Genomic DNA, 21,923 nt, shown 5'->3' on the forward strand with positions numbered 1-21,923 from the left:
ATCAATCCATCATTTATACACCGCCTGACTATACCGGATTCAGTGAGGTGAGGGTACCTGCGACAAAACACTATTATCCTTAATTATCTGCTGGAATGCGCGCTCTGCCAGCGGAATTTGCAGAAACTTACGATAAACACATAACAGATTTGGTCTGTATATTGCTAGTCAGATACTAACCCAGCATTATAAGTGATAGATATTGGGTTAAAGTTTGGTGGAGTTACTATGCAGAGAAAATCACTCCGGTATTGGATGCCGGGTTTGACCCAATTAATGGCTTATGAACGCGAATGGCTCAAGCCAGATATGAGAGCCGGGTTGTCGGTGGCGGCAGTGGCATTACCCATCGCCATCGCCTATGCGGAATTGACCGGTGTTAGTGCCGCCGTCGGCTTGTATTCTTGTATTTTGCCAATGATTGCTTATGCATTCTTTGGTTCATCGCGGCAATTGATTGTCGGGCCGGATGCAGCAACCTGCGCGGTAATAGCCGCGGTGGTTGCCCCATTGGCGGCGGGGAATAGCGAGGTTCACTGGCAGCTTACCATCATGATGACTCTGATGATGGGGACATGGTGCTTGGTGGCTAGCCGCTTCAAGTTGGGGGCGTTAGCGGATTTATTATCGCGGCCGATACTGACCGGCTTACTCAATGGGGTGGCGATCACCATTATTGTTGATCAATTAGGCAAAGTTTTTGGTTTTATGACCCGCCCACCTCAATTGATTGAGCGGGTTTTGGCACTGCCGTATAATTTGGTTAACAGCCATTTACCCACTGTCGCGATTTCACTACTGACTTTTGTGGTGCTGTATGGCGTCAAGTGGTTACGGCCAAATTGGCCCGCGCCTTTGTTGGCGATTGTCATGGCGACCTTTGTCTCTTGGGCTGCCAATATGCAGCAATTTGGTGTTGGGGTGGTAGGGGGCTTTGAAGGCGGTTTGCCGATGGTGCATTGGCCTGATTTCCAGCCGGGTCTGTTACGTGACATGGTGATCCCGGCACTCAACCTCGCGGTAGTCAGCTTTGTCAGTATGATGCTCACGGCCCGCAGTTTTGCAGCGAAGAATGGTTATGAAGTCGATGCGGATGTCGAGCTGCGCGCGCTCGGTGTCACCAACATTGTTTCTGCTTTGTCTCAGGGTTTTGCCATCAGTGGAGCCAGCACCCGCACTGCGGTGAATGATGCCAATAATGGTAAAAGCCAGTTGGTGTCCATTATTGCCGCATTGGTTATCGCCATGGTATTGCTGTTTTTAACTCGCCCACTGCAATATATTCCGATAGCTGCACTGGGCGTGGTGCTGATTTATGCCGCCTGGTCTTTGCTCGGATTTAGGAGCTTATGGCAATTACGCAAACGTAATACGCAAGCTTTCTATTTGGCGATTTTTACTTTCGTCAGCGTGGTATTGGTCGGTGTTATCAGTGGCATTGGTTTGGCGGTATTGTTGGGGTTATTACAATTCTTGCGCACCGTTTTCCGCCCGACAGAGCAGTTATTGGGGGTGAATGCTGATGGCATGATCCATTCAATGCGCAGTGGAAATGGCATTAAACCCGTACCCGGCGTGATGATTTACCGTTTTAACTCGCCACTGACGTATTTCAACGTCGCCTATTTTAAACGGCGCATTCTGAATTTGGTCGACAGCACGCCACATCCAGCCAATTGGGTGGTGATTGATGCGGTTGCCAGCTTTACCTATGCGGATATCAGTGTGTTGGCGGCTATTGATGAGCTTAAGCGCGACTTAAAACAGCGCAATATTAAGCTGATATTGGCCGGGCGGCGCACTGAATTGACGCGCTGGTTCCGGATTAATCGGCTGAAAAGTCATGATGATGACCTGATTTTGGTGCCCGATCTCTATTTAGCCCTCAAGCTGATTCAGAGTAAACAGCGGGTGGCAGAGAGACAAGAGCCGGAAACTGAACCGGAAATCAGTACAACAGCAAATGTATTGAATCCTGAATAACAAAAAGGGCCGTAATGGCCCTTTTCTGATTTTATCGGCACTGATGCTTATACGGCAACATCCGTTGGACGCAATAACATATATAAGCGGAACAGATACACCAGCAGTAATGCAGAAACCAGATTACTCAGTGAAGCTAAAACGACACTGGCAATTGGCGTCGGCAACACCGTCAGGTGATTGACCAAATACAGTAAAATTAGTTTAGCCGCTATCCACAGCATCATTGCCGGAATAATCAACCGCACATTGGCAAATGCCAATTTAGTGCTGGCTTTCATGGCAGCAAAAACGCCTATTTTTTCTGTCGTGACGATAGCAGGTGACAGGGAAAGTGCGACAGCAATGACGATACCCGGCACGATAAACAGGGTTATTCCCAACTGAATCAACAAGGTGCCGATGAACATCAGCAGCAGTAGGCGGGGTAAAATAGGCAGGGAGATGCCAATTGCCTGCAATGCGCTAACACGACGGCCTTGAGAAACCATAGAAATCAGCGTCAGCATGCCACCGACTAATAATACGTTACCGATTAATGCAGAAAAAGTTGCCGCCGCTGACACTTTGAGCAGCACAATCTGTTGCTCCGGTGTGAGCTGCGCCACTAATTCTGTAATGCTGAGATTGCCTGATGACGCGAAATCACTTTCTGTAGAACTTAAACTACTCAATTGTTCAGTATCAGGGATAAATGCCTGATTTAACATGACGGTAATGAACGCAGTCAGCAGTGCCAGCAACAGAATGGCGGGTAGCTGATTGCGTAGAAAGTTAAAACTGTCACGGTATAAAGTGTTAGCCGTGATAGGCATGAAAGCTCCTTGGGATGAAAAAATAGCGCTTAGCCGATGATTATACCTTGTTATGGCGCGCTGTGGGATCCCGTCATTGGTCAACGGCGGATTTCTTCTACTCTCATTATCTGGATGTTATCAACAGGTAAGGGTGGCAAGCATGACCACTGTTGTCTTTTTCAGCCATGGTTCTGAGCACAATTTGATGCAAACAGCTATTTATGATCCAGATCAATTTCAATGTTATTAAGGAATTAAATAACCCTACTTAATTTAGGATTTATTCAAGTTGTTACGAAAGATGTGATCTCGATTGGATCATGAATACTTATTTGTAGGTATATTCTGTTCGCGAATATACCTACAAATGGAATGGATAATGAAAAAAGTCACTTTGGCATTGTTAGCCGTAGCAACTCTGGCATCGACTGCGGTAAGTGCGCACCAAGCAGGCGATTATATTTTCCGGGCAGGGACGGCAACTGTCAGACCCAATACCGGGTCTGATGATGTGCTAGGTTATGGTTCTTTCAAAGCGGATAACAATACCCAGTTGGGTCTGACCTTCAGTTATCTGGTTACTGATAACATCGGGGTTGAACTTTTGGCCGCGACGCCGTTTCGTCATAAGGTTGGCCTTGGGCCGACCGGCGATATTGCAGAAGTTAAGCAATTGCCACCGACATTAATGGCACAATATTATTTCCGAGATAAACAAGACAAATTGCGCCCATACCTGGGGATAGGTCTGAACTACACCACGTTCTTTGATGAGAAATTCAACAATACCGGCACTTCTGCTGGGCTGACGGATTTAAGTGTCAAAGACTCTTGGGGTGTAGCCGGTCAGGCCGGTTTGGATTACATGGTCAGCGAAAACTGGATGGTGAATATGTCTGTCTGGTGGATGAATATCGAAACTGACGTGAAATTCAAAGCAGCAGGTCAAGAGCAAAGTATTCATACCCGTCTTGATCCATGGGTGTTTATGTTTGGCGCTGGCTATCGTTTCTAATTATCCTTCGTCCTTGGCGTTACAGCGGTGTTAGCTGCGCTCACTCACCCGAATCACTGACTTGAGTCAGCTCATCGGGACTCGTTTGCTGGCTGCCTTGCTGTAACACCAATGACTTTGGCTAATCCGACTTGAGGCGTTACAGCGGTGTTAGCTGCGCTCACTTACCCGAATCACTGACTGTTCGTTGACCTTAAAATAAATAGGCTCATCGGGACTCGTTTGCTGGCTGCCTTGCTGTAACACCAATGACTTTGGCTAATCCGACTTGAGGCGTTACAGCGGTGTTAGCTGCGCTCACTTACCTGAATCACTGATGTGTATTAAAAAGGAGGCGCAGGAATGCGCCTCCGAGAGGGGGATTACTTGATAAGCATCTGATCACTAACAGATTTCACCCCAGGTACACCACGGGTAATCTGTACCGCGCGGTTAGCATCCTGACGCGAGCTAACAAAACCACTCAGTTGAACCCGCCCTTTGAACGTCTCAACACTGATTTCAGTCGATTTTAGATTCTTCTCACCCAGCAGCGCAGTTTTCACTTTCGTGGTAACCACGGTATCATCCAGATAACCACCAGTCCCTTCCGATTTTGCTGTAGGCGCACAAGCAGATATTGCCATCGCCATGACCACTGCAATACATAAGGCTGCCAAGGTCTTAAAAATCTTCATAAATGACTCTCCATGTTTAGCTCAAAGTACTATTAACTCATATTTCACTCAGGGGTGCTGACACTCACCACATCTTAAATGTAAAAAATGCGTAGTGTGTTACACATTATTAGTATTGGTGATGAATGGTTTTTATACAACTTCATGCTGAATAGACCGCGAGAAAAGTATTGAAAATAAGGAAGATATACCCTAAATAATGCGAGTTGCAGGAAAGCCTTACAGAGGCGAAGTCTATGGACGGGCGAGTAATGAAAATCGCCAACGCACATGCAGCTTGAAGTATGGCGGGTAGAGCGCCTGAACTGGGACATCAGGCGCTCAGAGCAAACTAGTTGCGGGTAGCGGCTTTCATTTTAGTCACAAAACTCGCCAATTGCGCGAGCATCTCTGTGGGCTGTGAGACATTGTTTTCAATGATTTTGACAATTGCAGAACCCGAAATAGCCCCTGCAGCCCCGGCCGCCAGACTGATTTTTACCTGTTCTGGTTCTGAAATACCAAAACCTTGCAGGGCTGGCGCGGCATTATATTCACGCAGTTTATCTATTAAATGATTCAAAGGCTGGTGGCCATGATTCTCTGCACCGGTCACACCCGCACGAGAAAGCAGATAGGTATAGCCACGGCCGTGAGAGGCAATTTCTCGCAACAAATCATCATCGGCATTAGGCGGGCAGATAAAGATAGGCGCAATGCCGTGGCGCAAGGCCGCTGTGCGGAACGGCAGTGACTCTTCAAACGGCACGTCAGCAATCAGCACCGAGTCGACACCTACATCAGCGCAGCGCTGATAGAAAGTATCAATTCCGTTATGGAATACCAGATTTGCATACATTAGCAGCCCAATAGGAATGGTAGGATGCTTTTGGCGAATTTCTGCCAGCATTTCAAAACAAATACTCGGGGTAACACCGGCGGCGAAAGCACGTAGCGCCGCATTTTGAATCGTCGGGCCATCCGCCAATGGGTCAGAGAAGGGAATACCCAGCTCCAATGCATCGGCACCGGCGGCAATTAAGGTGTCGATAATCTCTAAAGAAAGCGCCGGTGTTGGGTCACCAAGTTGGACGAAAGGAACAAACGCGCCTTCTTTTTTGGCGGCCAATTGTTGGAAAAGCTGCTGATAACGCTCCATTAAATTTCTCCCCGTGCTTTCAGGATATCGTGAACAGTGAAAATATCTTTATCACCACGCCCGGACAGATTCACCACCAATATCTGTTCTTTTTCCGGTGATGCTTTAATCATTTTTAAAGCATGTGCCAGTGCATGGGACGATTCCAATGCCGGGATAATCCCTTCTTTACACGACAGCGCTTTAAATGCTTCCAGAGCTTCATCGTCGGTCACGGAAACATAGTCAGCGCGCCCGATGCTGTTCAAATAAGCATGTTGCGGCCCCACTGACGGGAAGTCTAAACCCGCAGAAATTGAGTAAGATTCTTCAATTTGGCCATCACTGGTTTGCATCATCGGCGATTTCATACCGAAGTAGATACCCACTTTACCGTGTTTGAGGGGCGCGCCATGTTGACCGGTTTCGATACCCAGCCCCGCCGGTTCGACACCAATCAGCCCAACACCCGGCTCATCGATAAAATCAGCAAACATCCCAATGGCGTTAGAACCGCCACCGATGCATGCCAGCACGGCATCTGGCAGACGGCCTTCTCTGTCCAGCATTTGTGCTTTAGTTTCTTCGCCGATCATCCGTTGGAACTCACGCACAATAGTCGGATAAGGGTGCGGGCCAGCGGCGGTTCCCAGCATATAGTGGGCGGTTTCGTAGCTACCAGACCAGTCACGCAGGGCTTCATTACAAGCATCTTTCAATGTTGAGGAGCCACTGTGCACCGGAATAACTTCCGCTCCCATCAAGCGCATGCGGAATACGTTGGGTGACTGGCGCTCAATATCTTTAGCGCCCATATAAATGCGGCATTTTAAGCCGAGCAGTGCGCAGGCTAACGCTGACGCCACACCATGCTGACCGGCACCGGTTTCAGCAATGATTTCTGTCTTACCCATGCGTTTTGCTAATAAAGCTTGGCCTAACACCTGATTTGTTTTGTGCGCACCGCCGTGTAACAGGTCTTCGCGCTTCAGATATAGCTTGGTTTTTGTCCCAGCGGTCAAATTCTGACATAGGGTTAGGGCAGTGGGACGCCCGGCATAGTTCTTTAACAAATCCTGAAATTCCGCTTGAAACTCAGGGTCTAACTGAGCGCTGACAAAAGCCTCTTCCAGTTGCTTCAATGCTGGCATCAGAATCTGTGGCACATACATGCCCCCGAACTCGCCAAAATAAGGATTCAATGTGGTCATTATTCTGTCCTTTATATACCCGTCATCTTTCAAATTGCAGGTGTGTTGGCTGCACTCGCTAACCCGAATCACTTACTTGTGTAAGCTCATCGGGATTATCTTGCTTGCCGCCTTCCTGCATCTTGAAATCTATTGGGCATAGGGTTAACCCAAATGTGTTTATGATCTAATAGGTGCGTAATGTTTGGAACACCGCAGCAATCTTTTGAGGATCTTTAATGCCGGGGGCGCTTTCGACGCCGGAATTGAGATCCAGGCCAGCAGCACCCAATTGGGCCGCAGCACCGCAGTTATCCGGCCCTAATCCACCCGCCAGCAATACGTTATTCAATGGCTGGCCGGCTAATAATGACCAGTCAAAGCGTTGACCGGTGCCACCTTGGCCATTATCCAAAACATAGCGCTCGACATGCTGTAAATTGCGTGCTGGCACCGTGTCACTGACACTCAATGCCTTCCAAATTTGGCAACTGGCGGGCAATATTTCGCGCAGTTGGTTGATATAGGCTTGATCTTCATGCCCATGTAATTGCACGGCGGTTAGTGACAGGCGCTCGGCAGTTTGTTGTATAGTTTCGATTTCGGCATCACGGAACACCCCGACATATTTTAGCGGCGCACCACTAATAACTGTGCGGGCGCGTGCAATATCCACATAACGTGGTGAATTGCCGACAAAAATCAACCCGCCATATACAGCACCGGCCTGGTAAGCGGCGGTAGCGTCTTGGGCGCGGGTCAGCCCGCAGACTTTATTCTCGCCCAGCAATACGCGGCGTACCGCAGCATTCAGATCGGGTTCGGACATCAAGGCGCTGCCAATCAGGAAACCGTTGGCAAAGTGGCCGAGTTCACGCACTTGCTGGTAGTTATTGATGCCGGATTCGCTGATGACCGTCACGCCCTCGGGTAAGCGGGGAGCCAATTCGCGGGTGCGATCAAGGCTGATAGACAAGTCGCGTAAGTCACGGTTATTGATACCGACGACTTTCGCCTCTAATGCAATGGCGCGTTCCAGCTCCTCGGCGTTGCTGGCCTCCGTCAACACGCCCATTTTCAGGCTATGAGCCACGGCGGCCAGTTGGCGGTAAGTTTCATCATCAAGCACAGATAACATCAGCAAAATAGCATCTGCCTGATAAAAACGGGCGAGCTGGATTTGGTAAGCATCAATAATAAAATCTTTGCACAAGACCGGTTGAGTCACTACGGCACTGACTTGCGGCAAGAAATCAAAACTGCCCTGAAAGTATTTTTCATCGGTCAATACCGAGATAGCCGAGGCGTAATTTTTGTAAACTGCGGCAATCTCAGCCGGGTTAAAATTATCGCGAATGACACCCTTGGACGGCGATGCTTTTTTGCATTCCAGAATAAACACCGTTTTGTCGCCCCGTAGCGCGTGATAAAAATCGCGCTGGCTCGGGGTAATGTCATTTTGGAAGCTGGCCAGAGGCTGTTGCAATTTCCGCGCAGCAAGCCAGATTTCCTTATCGCCCACTATTTTGTGGAGTACAGTTTTGTTAAGCCCAGTATCCTGCATGATTTATCCTCTTGCTGCCAAAGCGGTAACCCGGTTAAAAGGCTGGCCGCTGTGAATCATTTCCAATGCTTGCTGTGCGTTGTGGCGCAAGTTTTCTTGCCCGTGCAACTTCAGCAATAACGCCACGTTAGCCGCGACGGCTGCCGCGTGGGCTGGTGTACCCTTACCTTGTAACAACCGTGCTAAAATGTCACGATTTTCTTCCGGTGCGCCGCCTTGCAGTGAGCCAAGTTCATAGCGATTTAAACCAAAATCTTCGGGCGCTAATTCGTAGCTTTCAATATGGCCGTTATTCAGCTCGGCGACTTGTGTCGGCGCATGAATCGCCACTTCATCCATTCCACCGCCATGCACCACGGCAGCGCGTTGATAACCCAATACTTTAAGAGTTTGAGCAATCGGTAAAACCAGTTCAGGGCTATACACACCAATCAGCGCCAACGGCGGGCGGGCGGGGTTAATCAATGGCCCCAGCACATTAAACAGGGTACGGGTTTTCAACTGTTGGCGCACCGGCATCGCGTGGCGAAAACCCGTGTGATACTGCGGCGCAAACAGGAAGCAAACGCCTAACTCATCCAAGGCCAGACGCGATTGTTCGGCGCTCATGTCGAGGCGAATACCAAAGGCGGCCAGCAAGTCTGACGAGCCGGAGCGACTGGAGACACTGCGGTTACCGTGTTTGGCCACTTTCACGCCACAACTGGCGGCAACAAAGGCGCTCGCGGTGGAGATATTGATGCTGTTGGTGCCGTCGCCGCCGGTGCCAACAATATCAGCAAACAGGTAATCTGGGCGCGGGAAAGGTTGCGCGTCGGCTAATAAAGCTTGTGCGGCACCGGCAATCTCGGCTGGCGTTTCACCGCGTACTTTCATACTGATTAATGCCGCCGCTAATTGGCTGGCTTCCAGTTCACCACGCACAATCGCGGCAAATAATAGCTGGCTTTCTTGCTGGCTCAGAGACTCGGCGCGGAACAGTTTTTCTAATAACAATTCTTTTGGTAATAGATTGTGCATCATCAATTCCTTAAATATTCAACCCCCAAAGGGCTTGGCATCACAGCTAACACTCTTGCGGTTATACCCGCGCAGGGGATAGCGCCCAGTTTAAGGTTTGCTCCAGCAACCTGGCCCCTTGGGTGGTTAAAATCGATTCCGGGTGGAATTGGTAGCCACAAACCCGATGGGCATCATGACGAACCGCCATCACCATCTCGCCAAAATGGGCGTTAACGGTTAATTCTGCTGGGATATTGCTGCCGACTAATGAATGGTAGCGGGCGACCGGTAACGGATTTGGCATTCCGGCAAACATGCCGTGCCCGTCATGTTCAATGGCTGACGCTTTGCCATGTAATATTTCACCGGCCTGACCCACATGACCACCATAGGCTTCGACAATGGCTTGATGGCCGAGGCAGATTCCGATAATCGGCAACTGACCGCGTAAACGCTGCAACAATTCCGGCATACAGCCCGCTGCTGCGGGCGTGCCGGGGCCGGGTGATAACATCAGCACCGGCCGCTCGAGCTGTTGCAAGCGCTCAATAATGGTGTCGGCGGCAATGTGGTTACGGTAAATCACCACGCGATGGCCGCTTGAGCGCAACTGATCAACCAGGTTGTAAGTAAAGGAATCGATATTATCGAGCAGCAAGATATCGGCCATTAGATTGTTTTCCATTAGAACATTTTCCATTAGAACAGCTCCCTGGCGTGGTGTGCAGTGGCAATTGCCCGTAGAACCGCGCGGGCTTTATTACGCGTTTCATCGGCTTCCGCTTGTGGGATTGAGTCGAGCACCACACCAGCACCCGCTTGTACAGTGGCAACCCCGTCTTCAACATAAGCAGAGCGAATCACAATGCAGGTATCCAGATCGCCATGGGCGGTGAGATAGCCGACGGCACCGCCGTAGCTGCCCCGACGCGATCCCTCACTGTCAGCGATTAATTGCATCGCCCGAACTTTGGGCGCGCCACTTAATGTCCCCATGTTCATACAGGCTTGATACGCATGCAGCACATCTAAATCGTGGCGCAATGTGCCCACTACGCGAGAAACCAGATGCATAACAAAGGAATAGCGGTCAACTTTGGTTAAATCCGCCACGTAACGGCTGCCCGGCTCACAGATGCGCGCCAGGTCATTGCGGGCTAAATCCACCAACATCAAATGCTCGGCCAGTTCTTTATGGTCGGTGCGCATTTCCAGCTCAATGCGGCTGTCTAAATCGCGGTCCAGTTCACCATTAGCGCGACGGCCACGAGGACGAGTACCGGCAATCGGATAAATTTCAATCTGGCGATTGGTGGCGTCGTATTTCAGTGCGCTCTCTGGTGAGGCACCGAACAAAGAAAATTCATTATCCTGCATGAAGAACATATAAGGGCTTGGATTACTGTCTTTCAGTGTTTGGTACGCCGCCAGTGGTGATGGGCACGGTAATGAGAAGCGGCGAGAGGGCACTACTTGGAAAATCTCACCTTGGCGAATGGCTTGCTGTAATTCACTGACCACTGCGCCGTACTCTTCATCTGATTGGTTACACTGTAACGTCATTTCCGGCACTGATTTGGCTGGAATAGGCTGTGGCGCTTGTTGCAATTGGTGGGCAAGCTGTTCTAAACGGGCCGTTAAGCGCTGATGCTCGCTGTTATCCGGAGTGAACAAACTGGCTTGCAAACGTGTGGAGCGGTGTTGGTGATCCAGCACCAATAATGTTTCGGCTAAATAGAAACAGAAATCCGGGCAGCGGCTTTCATGGCGCAACTGCGGCAAGTTTTCAAAACCGGCGACCAAATCGTAGGCAAACAAACCACCCATAAACATGGCTTCCCGCTCTGCCGCTGGAGCCTCGACCAGTTTCAGCAGCAGGCGCAAAGCATCAAAAACGGATAATGCCTGTAAGCGAGAGTCTTCATCTTGCTCGTCATTAATGACGGGAAACGTCAGTTCGCGGCCATTTGGGCGCACTTGAATCTCAACTTGCGCGGGTAATGCTGAGTCCAACAGTGGTAATAAAGAAGCGCCATTGCGTGTCAGCGCTTCTATCGTCACTTTCTGTCCCAGTGCGGTGATACGCAGCGCACTGTCGACAATCAGCAAGCTTTTTAGGTTTTGTTTGCTGGTCACTTCCGCAGATTCAAGCAGCAATGTTGCTGGCCGTGCGCCGCAGAGCTGGTGGAACAGTGCGGTTGGGTCATCACGGTAACATCCCGTGGTGGTCAATAACTGTAAAGTAGGGCGCGAGGTTTGCATTGTTTGTCGTTCCTGAAAAAGTGTTTACGCCGAAATCTATCCATAAAAAAGCCCGCTATTAGCGGGCTGAAGCAATCTGCATTGTCTGGTGACTGATATGCGCGATTACACCGCCCGAGAGAGGGAGATGTGCCACCAACGCAGTAAGGAAATCAGGGAAATTTTCATTATCAGTCACTCGCTATAATTGCTTTGATTGTGTTATCGAATAGACCTGAACAGCATATTGGTCTCTCGTGAACTTGTGTACTAGTTAACTGGTTCGCGAGATGAATGTCAACCCCTGATGATTGTTTTTTAACAAACTCTTTTTGTCAGGGCATTGGTCTTACTGGGCTTGAAGTATGACGGGTATAAATAAGATTGATTAACGTTAATGTCACATTAGCGAGTATAATTGAAAGCCACGCTTTTTCCGGACTCATGTTTTGACTAATAAATCAGTTTTGGCTAATAAACCCGTTTTATCTGATAACTCCACATCACCTGACACGGCTGATTTAACTGATGCTGTCACATCAACGGCTTTCACACTCTATGATTTGCATAGCCACACCACGGCATCGGACGGCTCGTTAAGCCCCGCGGCGTTGGTTATCCGGGCGGCGCAAATGCGTGTAGGTGTATTGGCGATTACTGATCACGATACCACCGCAGGGTTAGCAGAAGCCGCCGCGACTATCGAGCAACAGCAATTGCCCATCCGACTGATTCCCGGAGTCGAGATTTCCACATTATGGGAAAACCATGAGATCCATATTGTGGGTTTGGGCATGGATATCCAGCATGCCAGTCTTCGCCAGCTATTAAGCGAACAATCAGAGCGCCGCTATATTCGAGCGCAGGAGATCAGTGCTCGGTTGGCAAAAGCACGGATCCTGGGTGCCTGGGAAGGGGCAAATCGCTTAGCAGAGGGCGGCCAGGTGACGCGGGGCCATTTTGCCCGCTATCTGGTGGAGTTAGGTCTGGCCAGCAATGTCGGTCAGGTTTTTAAAAAGTATCTGGCCAAAGGCAAGACAGGCTATGTTCCCGCGCAATGGTGTACAATAGAACAAGCTATTGATGCTATTAAGCAATCTGGTGGGCAGGCTGTACTGGCGCATCCTGGGCGTTATGATTTAACAGCGAAATGGCTGAAGCGGTTATTAGCGCATTTTGCTGAGCATGGCGGTGATGCTATGGAAGTTGCCCAGTGCCAGCAAGCCCCCCATGAGCGGGCACAACTTGCCCAATATGCGCGCGACTATAATTTACTTGCATCCCAGGGGTCTGATTTCCATCAACCTTGTTCCTGGATTGAGTTGGGCCGCAAATTGTGGCTGCCCGCTGGGGTAGAACCGGTATGGCGTGATTGGCTGATAGAGCGCTAATCCACTTGTACGTTGAATGATAAGGCAGAATCATGAGTCAATTTTTTTATATTCACCCAGAAAACCCGCAGCCGCGGTTAATCAACCAAAGTGTTGATGTTTTGCGCAAGGGTGGGGTGGTGGTTTATCCGACAGATTCGGGTTATGCCCTGGGCTGCCGCTTAGAAGATAAGGCGGCAATGGAACGTATCTGTCGCATTCGCCAGTTGGATGGAAACCATAACTTCACATTGGTATGCCGTGACTTGTCCGAGTTATCAACTTACGCCTATGTTGATAACTCCGCGTTTCGGTTAATCAAAAATAATACTCCGGGCAATTATACATTTATACTGAAAGCGACAAAAGAAGTGCCTCGGCGTTTGATGAATGACAAACGCAAAACTATCGGCTTGCGTGTACCGTCTAATCCTATTGCGTTGGCGCTGTTGGATGTATTGGGTGAACCGCTGATGTCGACCACATTGATGTTGCCGGGCAATGATTTTGCGGAGTCTGATCCAGAAGAGATCAAAGAGCACTTGGGCAAACAAGTGGATTTAATTATTCACGGCGGTTCTCTGGGCCAACAACCGACTACGGTGATTGATCTAACAGATTCTTCCCCTGAAGTTATCCGCGAAGGTGCCGGTGACGCCACTCCGTTCCGCTAAGCGGCTGCGGGTTGATAGCTCTTGTGATTGATAACCATTGTGAATGTCATACGCGTGTTGGATACGCCAGTTAATTTGCTTTTAACCGTGAGTATCCAACCCGCTTGCTCGATTCCCCCCCTCCGTTTTGTTAAATTCCCCTACTTATAACAGGCCTTTTCAGTGTCCTGCTCTTATCTTAAAAAAAACGTACTGTCGTTATAATGTATTTGAGGTGCTTAATGAGTCACTTTTTCTACCAACGTTTTATCTAAGCATGGGTTTAAATTTTTAGGCAATACTAATGGAGTTCATTTTATCTTTATTTTTTTTCTTGCTACACTCAATCCCTTTTTTGTAAAATAGCCATATAATTCAACTTGTTATTATCTTGTGGTGAATTTGTTTTGCTGGCTGATTTATGCCTAACAATAATCATTGTGTAATATTGATGAACTTTTTTTTCTTGAAACTAATTTATCATTGATAATTAACTTTATATTTTATGCTTGTTTAATTGATTTTTATGAATGGTTATTTTTAAGACAGATCCAATACGGATTTAATTGTAAATATATTTATATAACTATTATTTTTATTTGACGATCTTTTATTCTAAGGTTCCAAATCATTTTACAGAACAATAATCTGCATAATCATAGTATTATGATTTTTTATGGTTATATGTGTCGGATTTATTATTATAATGATCATAAATATTAAAAAAACTTGATTTTACTATATGATATCAAGTCTGGGCGGGACTAATGAAAACGCTAAAGTTAAATATAATTTTTTATCCATAACTCATTGGGTAAGTCTGAGTTAAGAAGCATTTATTCTATTTTGTCTTGCTGATAAATACCCATGCTGAGTGACTGAATTAAAATAAAAATAAAGTTTTTTAGTACAGAATTCTTATGTCTATATGAGATTATTCTTATCTTGTATTTTTGTTTAATTATCTGATATTTATAAATAATATTTAATATTTTTAATAATTGTAGGATTGTTCCTACGAATGTGGTCTCCACCTCCTATATATCTACATAACCTCGTACGTTTATCATTGTTATTAATGATGCAATATCAGACTTTAAGGTATACACCAGTGGAAGTTCACCAACTTAATTACTTCTTGGTTAAGTAAGAATGTTGCTCGTTATTTATAACCCATAATATCTAGAGAGAATTGAGAGTTTTATGAATCGAGTATTTAAAGTCATTTGGAATAGTGCTTTAGGCCGTTACGATGTTGCATCTGAGTTTTCTAAATCAGTAAAGAAAGCTAAGTCCTCTTGCTCAGGTAATGTTGATACGACTTTAGCCTTAACAGCACCTTCTCGTTTGAGCCAGGTTGCAATCACTTTAATGTTCACCTTAGGGGCAAGTTCTGCCTTTGCCGCAAACATTAATGTTCCGGTATTTGCACCTGATGTTGCATTTGAACAGAGCTTCACCGGCCCAGGCAATACCTTATCGGGGAGCTTTAGCAACATTGCCCGAGGTGACAGTGGTTTTAAAAATAGCAAACTGGGTGATATTCCCCCGGGGAATTTCCTCTATGGTGCAGAGAATCTGATCAGTAAAAATATTTTCAATTTAGGGGATATGGTTACTGAAACTTTCCTTGATCCGAAAGGAACCGGCGCATTAATTACTATTAATGTGTATAGCAGCACGGCGATGTCAATTAAGCCATTGGCTGATTTTGTGGTGCCGGTTTCTTATGCGGTCGGTGAGAATGGTCAGTATGTGAACCGTAACTTATTTCATGTACAAGATAGCAGTGACCTGACAGTGAATGTGGGTAGCACCGCTGCGGGTTGGGTTAATGAGAGCACCAACTACTTTAGCGCTATTCTTAAAGGCGGTTTGAAAAGTCAACCGGAGGCAACAACCTCTTCAGGATTCTATGTTGACTCGACGACATCTGCCCAGAATACAGTTTTAAATTATAACGCTAAGACCGTGGTCAACTTAGGAAGTAACAGTAATAACATTCGTGATAGCAGCACCTCAGTGGCTAATGCGGTGCTTGATGACTTTACCGGCACCTTCACCAGCCCTTATTTAGGTGCGCAGAATGTTCAAAATTTTGCTGATTTCCAAAATTACAATAATGCTTTGATTGCAGGTATTAAGAGTGGCGCGATTGTCTTAGACAGCAAAGGCTATCAGGCCGAGCTGGCGCGTGCCTATTTTACCGGTACCGGCACTTCACCGAAAGTCACCCCTATTTATCTTGATATGGGTATTGATGCTAACGACGCCATCAATCACATCATTGATTCTGGTCGCGTTGCTTTTATTCACGGAGATGGCCAACACGCTATTGTGAATATTACTGCTGATGCCAATATTCAGGCTTTGGGTACGGATATTTCCGTGGTGCGTTTGAACGATGGTGCGACATTGAATAATGCCGGCATATTAGGTTCGGCCGCTGGCAGTGTTCGCGGTAGCAATATTATTTTCGCTACTGACAGTAACGTCATTAATGAGGCCACTGGGGTGCTGGATGCCGGGACTAACCCTGACATGCTGGATTTCAAATCGACACCGACCGCCACATTGCCACTGAATGTCGCCAGTGGGAGTCATACCGCGATTTTGGCGAATGGCAGCTCTTCAGTTACTAACAATGGCGTCATTAACACGGCTTCACGTGGCACCAGTGTTTATACCCGTGCCGCGATTATTGATGGCACATCGACTTTCATCAATAACGGGGCTATTAACATTGCTGCAACTGTCGATAACTCTCCTGCAGCAGGGTATCTGAACGAAGGGGTGAGTGTTCAAAAAGGCTCTACTTTTACCAATAATGGCACTGTCTATATTGGCCGCCAAGCCCAGCGCTCGCTCACTGATGTGGTTACTGATCTGGCAATAAAAACAGAGTCTTATGCGGTTAAATTAGTGCAAGACACCGTCAATTTGAGCAATATCGCCACTTTTATCAATAATGCGAGCGGTAAAATTGTCATTGGCAGCAAAACTGAGAACTCCACCGCAATTATCGCACAAGGGGTCAGAACCGCCGTTAATCAGAACGGCACCATTGAGTTGAATGGTGCCGGGGCAACACCAGGACAAAACGCAGCGCAGAATATTGGTATTTCCGCTAGTTCAGGTGCCAACAATGTTGTCAATAATGGCAATATCATTATCAATGGTATCAATACCGTTGGTATGAAAGTGCTGACCAACAGTACCGCGACCAATGCCGGTAACATTAATGTCAATAAAGGGCTTGATGCTGCCACCAATCTAGCGAACTACGGCATTCAGGCGATGGGAACGGGCGCTGTGGCTAATCTTTCCGGCCAGGTTAATCTTACTGGCAACGGGGCTATCGGGGTGGTTGCCGAAGATAAAGGCACCATTAATGTCACCGGTAATGGTCAGGTTAAGTTCGTTTCTGGCACCAAACAAGTCGGATACCTGATTTACGGTGCCGGTGCTAGTGTCAATAACACCGCCGTGGGTGCCGAAACTGTTTCAACCGAAGGTTCGACTTTATATCGCGTTGATAAAGGTGCCAGCTTTGCCGGGACCACGGCTTCAACCATGAATGCCACCGGCAAAAACTCATCCCTTATTCAGGTCACCGGTGCTGGCAGTACGTTTAACTCCGGTGCGCTAGATATGGTGCTTTCGGGTGAGGGTTCTACTGGCGTAAAAGTTGAGGGTGGCGCCACAGGTACCATCACAGCAGATGCAACCTTAGAACTGAGTGGTAACGGGGCGACGGCCGGTATCGTTGATGGTAAATATTACGGGCTGGACGGTATCGCGACCGGTGCTACCGGTACTTCTATTCTGACCAGTTCGGCGGTATTAACCACGGGTAACACCGCTTCTGGTGCTTATGGCTATATCGCCCGTAATGGCGGCGAGCTTATTCATAAAGGTTCCATTGATTTTACCCAGGCGGGCAGCACCGGTGTATTGGTGAATGGCGGGATACTGACCAACCAAAATATCATCTCTGTGAATGGCACTGCGGTGAATATTCAGGGCACTAACTCAACAGTGAATAACTCGGGCACAGTGACCGCAACTGATGGTACCGCTGCCTTCCTGTTAGGTTCCGGATCAAGTTTGACACTGTCTGGTAATGGTGTAACCAACGCAGGCGGCACGGCTCATGGCGTATTGCTTGATACCGGCGCTACCGCTCTGACAGTTGACGGCGCAACCATCACTATGACGGCGGGGGGAACCGGCAACGCGATTGAAAATAAAGCAGAAATCGCGGGTATCCAATTAAAGAATACCACTCTGACTGTGGGTAATGGCGCAGGTGTGCGTACCGGAGCCTCGATGGCGGCGACCAACTCTGGCGTGATTAATGTCAATGGCAGCGGCACCGGTATTTTGTTCGCCAACACCGGCGATACCATAACGACTAACGCGCTGGATATGTCTAATTCGGCTGGCTTGGTGATTAATGTTAATTCGGCGGCGGGTAAAGGGATTGTTACCAACTCCAGTCAAAATTTGAAAACCGGTGCCAGTGTCAATGTGAACAATGCTGCTGGCGGCGCGGCCTTGATTGTTAAAGGCACGACTGGCCGTGTTGAGCAGTCCGGCAAACTGACATCCCAGTCACTGACTAGCCCAGTGGTTGATATCAACAATGGCAATGTTACTAGCTTCGTCAATAGCGGCAGCATCCATGCTAACAGTGCGGCGCAGCAAGCTGTGTTAACCAACACCGGCAGCGGCGTGGCCTTCACCAATGAGACCGGCGGCAGCATTATCGGTCAGGTCAATCTGTTGGCGGGTAACAATACCGTGACCCTGATGCAGGGCAGTAAAGGGACTGACTTCACCACGGGTAGCGGCGATGATTCCTTTATTCTTAAAGGGCTGACAGCAACAGATACTGGCGTATTCAGTTCACTGAACGGCGGAACCGGCACAGACACTGTGACCTTTGATAGCTCGGTGTATACGCTGAAAGATGCTGATGCTATTCAGAATATGGATTACATCGACCTGATCAATGACTCCACGCTGACACTGGAAAATGTCCTGCTGGCGCTGGGTAATGCGAAAGATGACAACGTCAACACTGGTTTTAACTTGGGTGACGGCAGCTTGTTGCAGGTTAACAATCTGAATGCAGTGAATTTTAATAGCAAACTCAATGGCCTCGGCACTGTTGCGGTCAATACGGCGGGTAACGCGTTTAACTTTACTGCTAACGCGGCCCAGAATGCCTTTAACGGTGTACTGGCATTAGGCCACTCGACTTTTGATCTGGCAGCGAGCAACACCACCGCACTGGTGAACGCGACCCTGAAATTGGGTGCTGACAGCATCACCACGGTCGGTGATGGCGTTCAGACTATCGGCGGATTAATCTTTGACGGCGGGACGGCGAAATTTGACACCGGCACCCCAGGTGAAACGGTAGCGAAAAGCACCATTCATACCACCACCGAGATGAATCTGCTGGGTACCGGGACCGTGGAAGTGAATATCGACAGCATCGATAATAGCCAAACTCCGGTGAATCCTGTGCTGCCAATTCTGGAGCAGGATGATGCTAATACCCTATTGCAACTGGCGGTGAGTGATGTTGCGGTACAAGGTAATGGTGGCAATCTGGTGTTGAAAGACCAGTATGGCAATATTATTACCGATGCCACCACGGCAGATATTGCACAGAACGGCACGACGGTCGCCAAAGGCACTTACGACTATCGCCTGACCAGTGGCGTAAATAACGATGGTTTGTATGTGGGTTACGGTCTGACTCAGGTTGAGTTGTTGGGCAGTGGTGCTGATGCGCTGTCACTGTACGCCACCAATAAAACCGGCCCGGCCGCCGATTTGAGCGCCAAAATTACGGGGAGCGGTGATTTAGCGATTGATACTGGCGCGGGCGATACCGTGACACTGTCTAATCTGTTAAATGATTACACCGGATCTACCGAGGTGCGCAGCGGTACCTTGCAGATGCTGAATGATAATGTGCTGGGTAATACCTCACTGTTATCTTTGGCCGCCACTACCGCCTTTGATATGAACGGTCACAGCCAAACTGTGGGCGAGTTGAATGGCACCGCAGGCTCATTATTGAACCTTAATGGTGGCAACCTGACGTTGAGTCAAGGCGGCATTTCTAACGGCGAACTGACGGGCAGTGGCGCGTTGACGATTGCTGCCAATGTGTTGACCGTTAATGGTGCCAACAGTGGTTTGAGTGCGGTCACTACCATTACTAACGGTGCAGAAGCGGTGCTCAATAATGCGGCAGGTCTGGGGGATGGCAATATTGTCAACGCCGGTCTGTTGACACTGAAAGGTGCAGCCGGTCAGCTGGTGAATGCTATCAGCGATGCCGGTCGCGTAGTGTTGCAGGATAACAGCGACATTACCGCCAGCGGCGATAACAGTCTGTTCAGCGGCCTGTTTGACATCAACAGTGGCAGCCAGTTAGCGGTTTCTCAGGCGGCAAACCTGGGCAGCGCATCCGTCACCAATAATGGTTCGCTGGTCTTGAACTCAGCCACCGATTGGGCACTGGCTAACAACGTTAACGGCACCGGTAGCTTGACCAAAAATGGCGCTGGCACAGTTTCGTTAACCTCATCAGCAGCTTATACCGGCCAAACAGATATTAACGCTGGCGGGATTATGCTGGGCAGCAATGCCAACCCAATGACACTGGCGAGCCAGCAGGTGAATATTGCCAGCGGTGCTTTCATGGGCGGTTTTGGTGGTGTAGCGGGCGCGATTGATAACAAAGGTTCCTTGTTTGTTGGCAACCCAACTGCACCAGTGACGTCAATATTGAGCCGTCTGGCACCTGCCAGTAATGTGTTCACTGTAGGGACGGATTTAACCAACAGCGGTATTGTCTTTATCGGCAACAAAACCAGTAATGGAACCGGCACCACTGGCAATCAATTGGTGGTAAATGGTAACTATGTGGGTAACAACGGCTTGCTGCATTTCAACACCGCGTTAGGTGATGATGACTCCGCCACGGACAGCATGATAGTCAACGGCAGCACCAGCGGAACCACCAAAGTTAGTGTGGATAATGCGGGCGGTTCAGGGGCTAAGACGCTGAACGGTATTGAACTGATTCAGGTTAATGGCCTGTCAGAGGGTGATTTCGTGCAAAGTGGCCGTATTGTGGCTGGCGCATATGATTACAGTCTGAAACGCGGCGTGGGCAAAAATGTGGCTAACTGGTATCTGACCAGCTTGAGCAACTTGCCGGTTGATCCTGAAATCCCAGTTGATCCAGAAAACCCGGTCGGCCCAGAGGAAGAAGTTAAACGTCCTGAAGCGGGTAGTTACACAGCAAACTTGGCTGCTGCTAACAATATGTTTGTGACCCGTCTGCATGATCGTTTAGGGGAAACTCAATATATTGATGCCCTGACTGGTGAGCAGAAAGTGACGAGCATGTGGTTGCGCAACGAAGGTGGGCATAACCGTTCGCGTGATACCAGCGGTCAACTGAAAACCCAAAGCAACCGTTATGTGATGCAATTGGGTGGCGATATCGCCCAGTGGAGCAACAATGACCTGAACCGTTTACATTTAGGTGTGATGGCCGGTTACGGTAACAGCAAAAGCAATACTCGCTCGCAATCCGGCTACCACTCTGATGGTTCCGTTGATGGCTACACTGCCGGTGTCTATAGCACTTGGTATGCCAATGACGAAGATAAGTCTGGGTTGTATGTCGATGGTTGGGCGCAGTACAGCTGGTTCAACAATACTGTGAAGGGCGAAGGTCTGGCGACTGAAGAGTACAAATCTAAAGGGATAACCGCGTCGGTCGAGAGCGGCTACACCTTCAAGATAGGTGAAAATAAGTCTAAGAACGAAACCTACTTTATCCAGCCAAAAGCGCAGATAACCTGGATGGGTGTGAAAGCTGACGAGCATCGTGAAGCCAATGGTACACAGGTGAGCGGCCAAGGCGACGGTAATATCCAGACGCGTCTGGGTGTGCGTTCTTATATGAAAGGGCACCATGCTATCGACAATGACAAAGATCGTGAATTCCAGCCGTTTGTAGAAGCCAACTGGATCCACAATACCAAAGACTTCGGTACCAACATGAACTCGGTTGATGTGAAGCAGGCCGGTACGAAAAATATCGGTGAGTTGAAACTGGGTGTTGAGGGGCAACTGAACAAGCAACTGAATGTTTGGGGTAACGTAGGCCAGCAATTGGGTGATAAAGGCTACAGTGATACTGCTGTGATGTTAGGGATTAAATACAACTTCTAATCGATTGTTTGTCCTGATAAATAACGGTGCTTCGGCACCGTTA

General features: G+C 48.4%; 11 protein-coding genes, 1 pseudogene and 1 other annotated feature. Of the genes and pseudogenes, 5 read left to right on the forward strand and 7 right to left on the reverse strand.

The window, feature by feature from the left end:
* Nucleotides 1-228 precede the first annotated feature (228 nt).
* The gene (locus OP863_RS09565) at nt 229-1,983 is read left to right on the forward strand and encodes a SulP family inorganic anion transporter (protein ID WP_038633172.1); all 1,755 of its coding nucleotides are present in this window, start codon (nt 229-231) and stop codon (nt 1,981-1,983) included.
* Between the two features lie 47 nt (nt 1,984-2,030).
* Here the strand turns inward: OP863_RS09565 and OP863_RS09570 are convergent, their stop codons facing one another.
* Entirely contained in the window at nt 2,031-2,798 is a 768-nt protein-coding gene (locus OP863_RS09570; RefSeq protein ID WP_145586959.1) for a YciC family protein, read from the reverse strand.
* A gap of 361 nt (nt 2,799-3,159) precedes the next feature.
* Here OP863_RS09570 and ompW point away from each other — a divergent pair, with 361 nt between their 5' ends.
* Nucleotides 3,160-3,795: an outer membrane protein OmpW gene (gene ompW, locus OP863_RS09575; protein ID WP_072089123.1), complete on the forward strand. Its 636-nt coding sequence runs from the start codon at nt 3,160-3,162 to the stop codon at nt 3,793-3,795.
* A gap of 362 nt (nt 3,796-4,157) precedes the next feature.
* Here the strand turns inward: ompW and OP863_RS09580 are convergent, their stop codons facing one another.
* The 6 genes and pseudogenes from OP863_RS09580 to OP863_RS09610 all read right to left on the reverse strand — a co-directional run bounded on the left by OP863_RS09580 (nt 4,158) and on the right by OP863_RS09610 (nt 11,607).
* Entirely contained in the window at nt 4,158-4,472 is a 315-nt protein-coding gene (locus tag OP863_RS09580; RefSeq protein ID WP_038633164.1) for a BON domain-containing protein, read from the reverse strand.
* Nucleotides 4,473-4,803: 331 nt separating this feature from the next.
* The gene (trpA, locus tag OP863_RS09585) at nt 4,804-5,610 is read right to left on the reverse strand and encodes a tryptophan synthase subunit alpha (protein ID WP_038633161.1); all 807 of its coding nucleotides are present in this window, start codon (nt 5,608-5,610) and stop codon (nt 4,804-4,806) included.
* On the reverse strand, nt 5,610-6,803 hold the full coding sequence (trpB, locus tag OP863_RS09590) for a tryptophan synthase subunit beta (RefSeq protein ID WP_172667612.1): 1,194 nt from the start codon (nt 6,801-6,803) through the stop codon (nt 5,610-5,612). Before trpB ends, trpA begins: the two co-directional genes overlap by 1 nt.
* A 163-nt stretch (nt 6,804-6,966) precedes the next feature.
* The gene (gene trpCF / locus OP863_RS09595; protein WP_145591678.1) at nt 6,967-8,343 is read right to left on the reverse strand and encodes a bifunctional indole-3-glycerol-phosphate synthase TrpC/phosphoribosylanthranilate isomerase TrpF; all 1,377 of its coding nucleotides are present in this window, start codon (nt 8,341-8,343) and stop codon (nt 6,967-6,969) included.
* A gap of 3 nt (nt 8,344-8,346) precedes the next feature.
* Nucleotides 8,347-10,015, reverse strand: a pseudogene (trpD, locus tag OP863_RS20000) (anthranilate phosphoribosyltransferase).
* 29 nt (nt 10,016-10,044) lie between these two features.
* Nucleotides 10,045-11,607 carry an anthranilate synthase component 1 gene (locus OP863_RS09610; RefSeq protein ID WP_145586955.1) on the reverse strand — a complete coding sequence of 521 codons (1,563 nt, stop codon included), beginning with the start codon at nt 11,605-11,607 and terminating at the stop codon, nt 10,045-10,047.
* 42 nt (nt 11,608-11,649) lie between these two features.
* Nucleotides 11,650-11,751, reverse strand: a sequence feature (Trp leader region).
* A gap of 284 nt (nt 11,752-12,035) precedes the next feature.
* On the opposite strand from OP863_RS09610, the gene rnm reads away from it, so the two are divergent.
* The 3 genes from rnm (at nt 12,036) to OP863_RS09625 (ending at nt 21,880) form a co-directional block, all read left to right on the forward strand.
* Entirely contained in the window at nt 12,036-12,977 is a 942-nt protein-coding gene (rnm, locus tag OP863_RS09615) for an RNase RNM (protein ID WP_271301878.1), read from the forward strand.
* A 32-nt stretch (nt 12,978-13,009) separates the two neighbouring features.
* Entirely contained in the window at nt 13,010-13,630 is a 621-nt protein-coding gene (locus OP863_RS09620; protein ID WP_038633141.1) for an L-threonylcarbamoyladenylate synthase, read from the forward strand.
* 1,182 nt (nt 13,631-14,812) lie between these two features.
* Nucleotides 14,813-21,880 carry an autotransporter outer membrane beta-barrel domain-containing protein gene (locus tag OP863_RS09625; RefSeq protein ID WP_265526175.1) on the forward strand — a complete coding sequence of 2,356 codons (7,068 nt, stop codon included), beginning with the start codon at nt 14,813-14,815 and terminating at the stop codon, nt 21,878-21,880.
* The last annotated feature ends 43 nt before the right edge of the window (nt 21,881-21,923 follow it).

It is taken from the genome of Yersinia sp. SCPM-O-B-9106 (C-191), assembly GCF_026183365.1.
GTDB classification, from domain to species: Bacteria; Pseudomonadota; Gammaproteobacteria; order Enterobacterales; family Enterobacteriaceae; genus Yersinia; species Yersinia rochesterensis.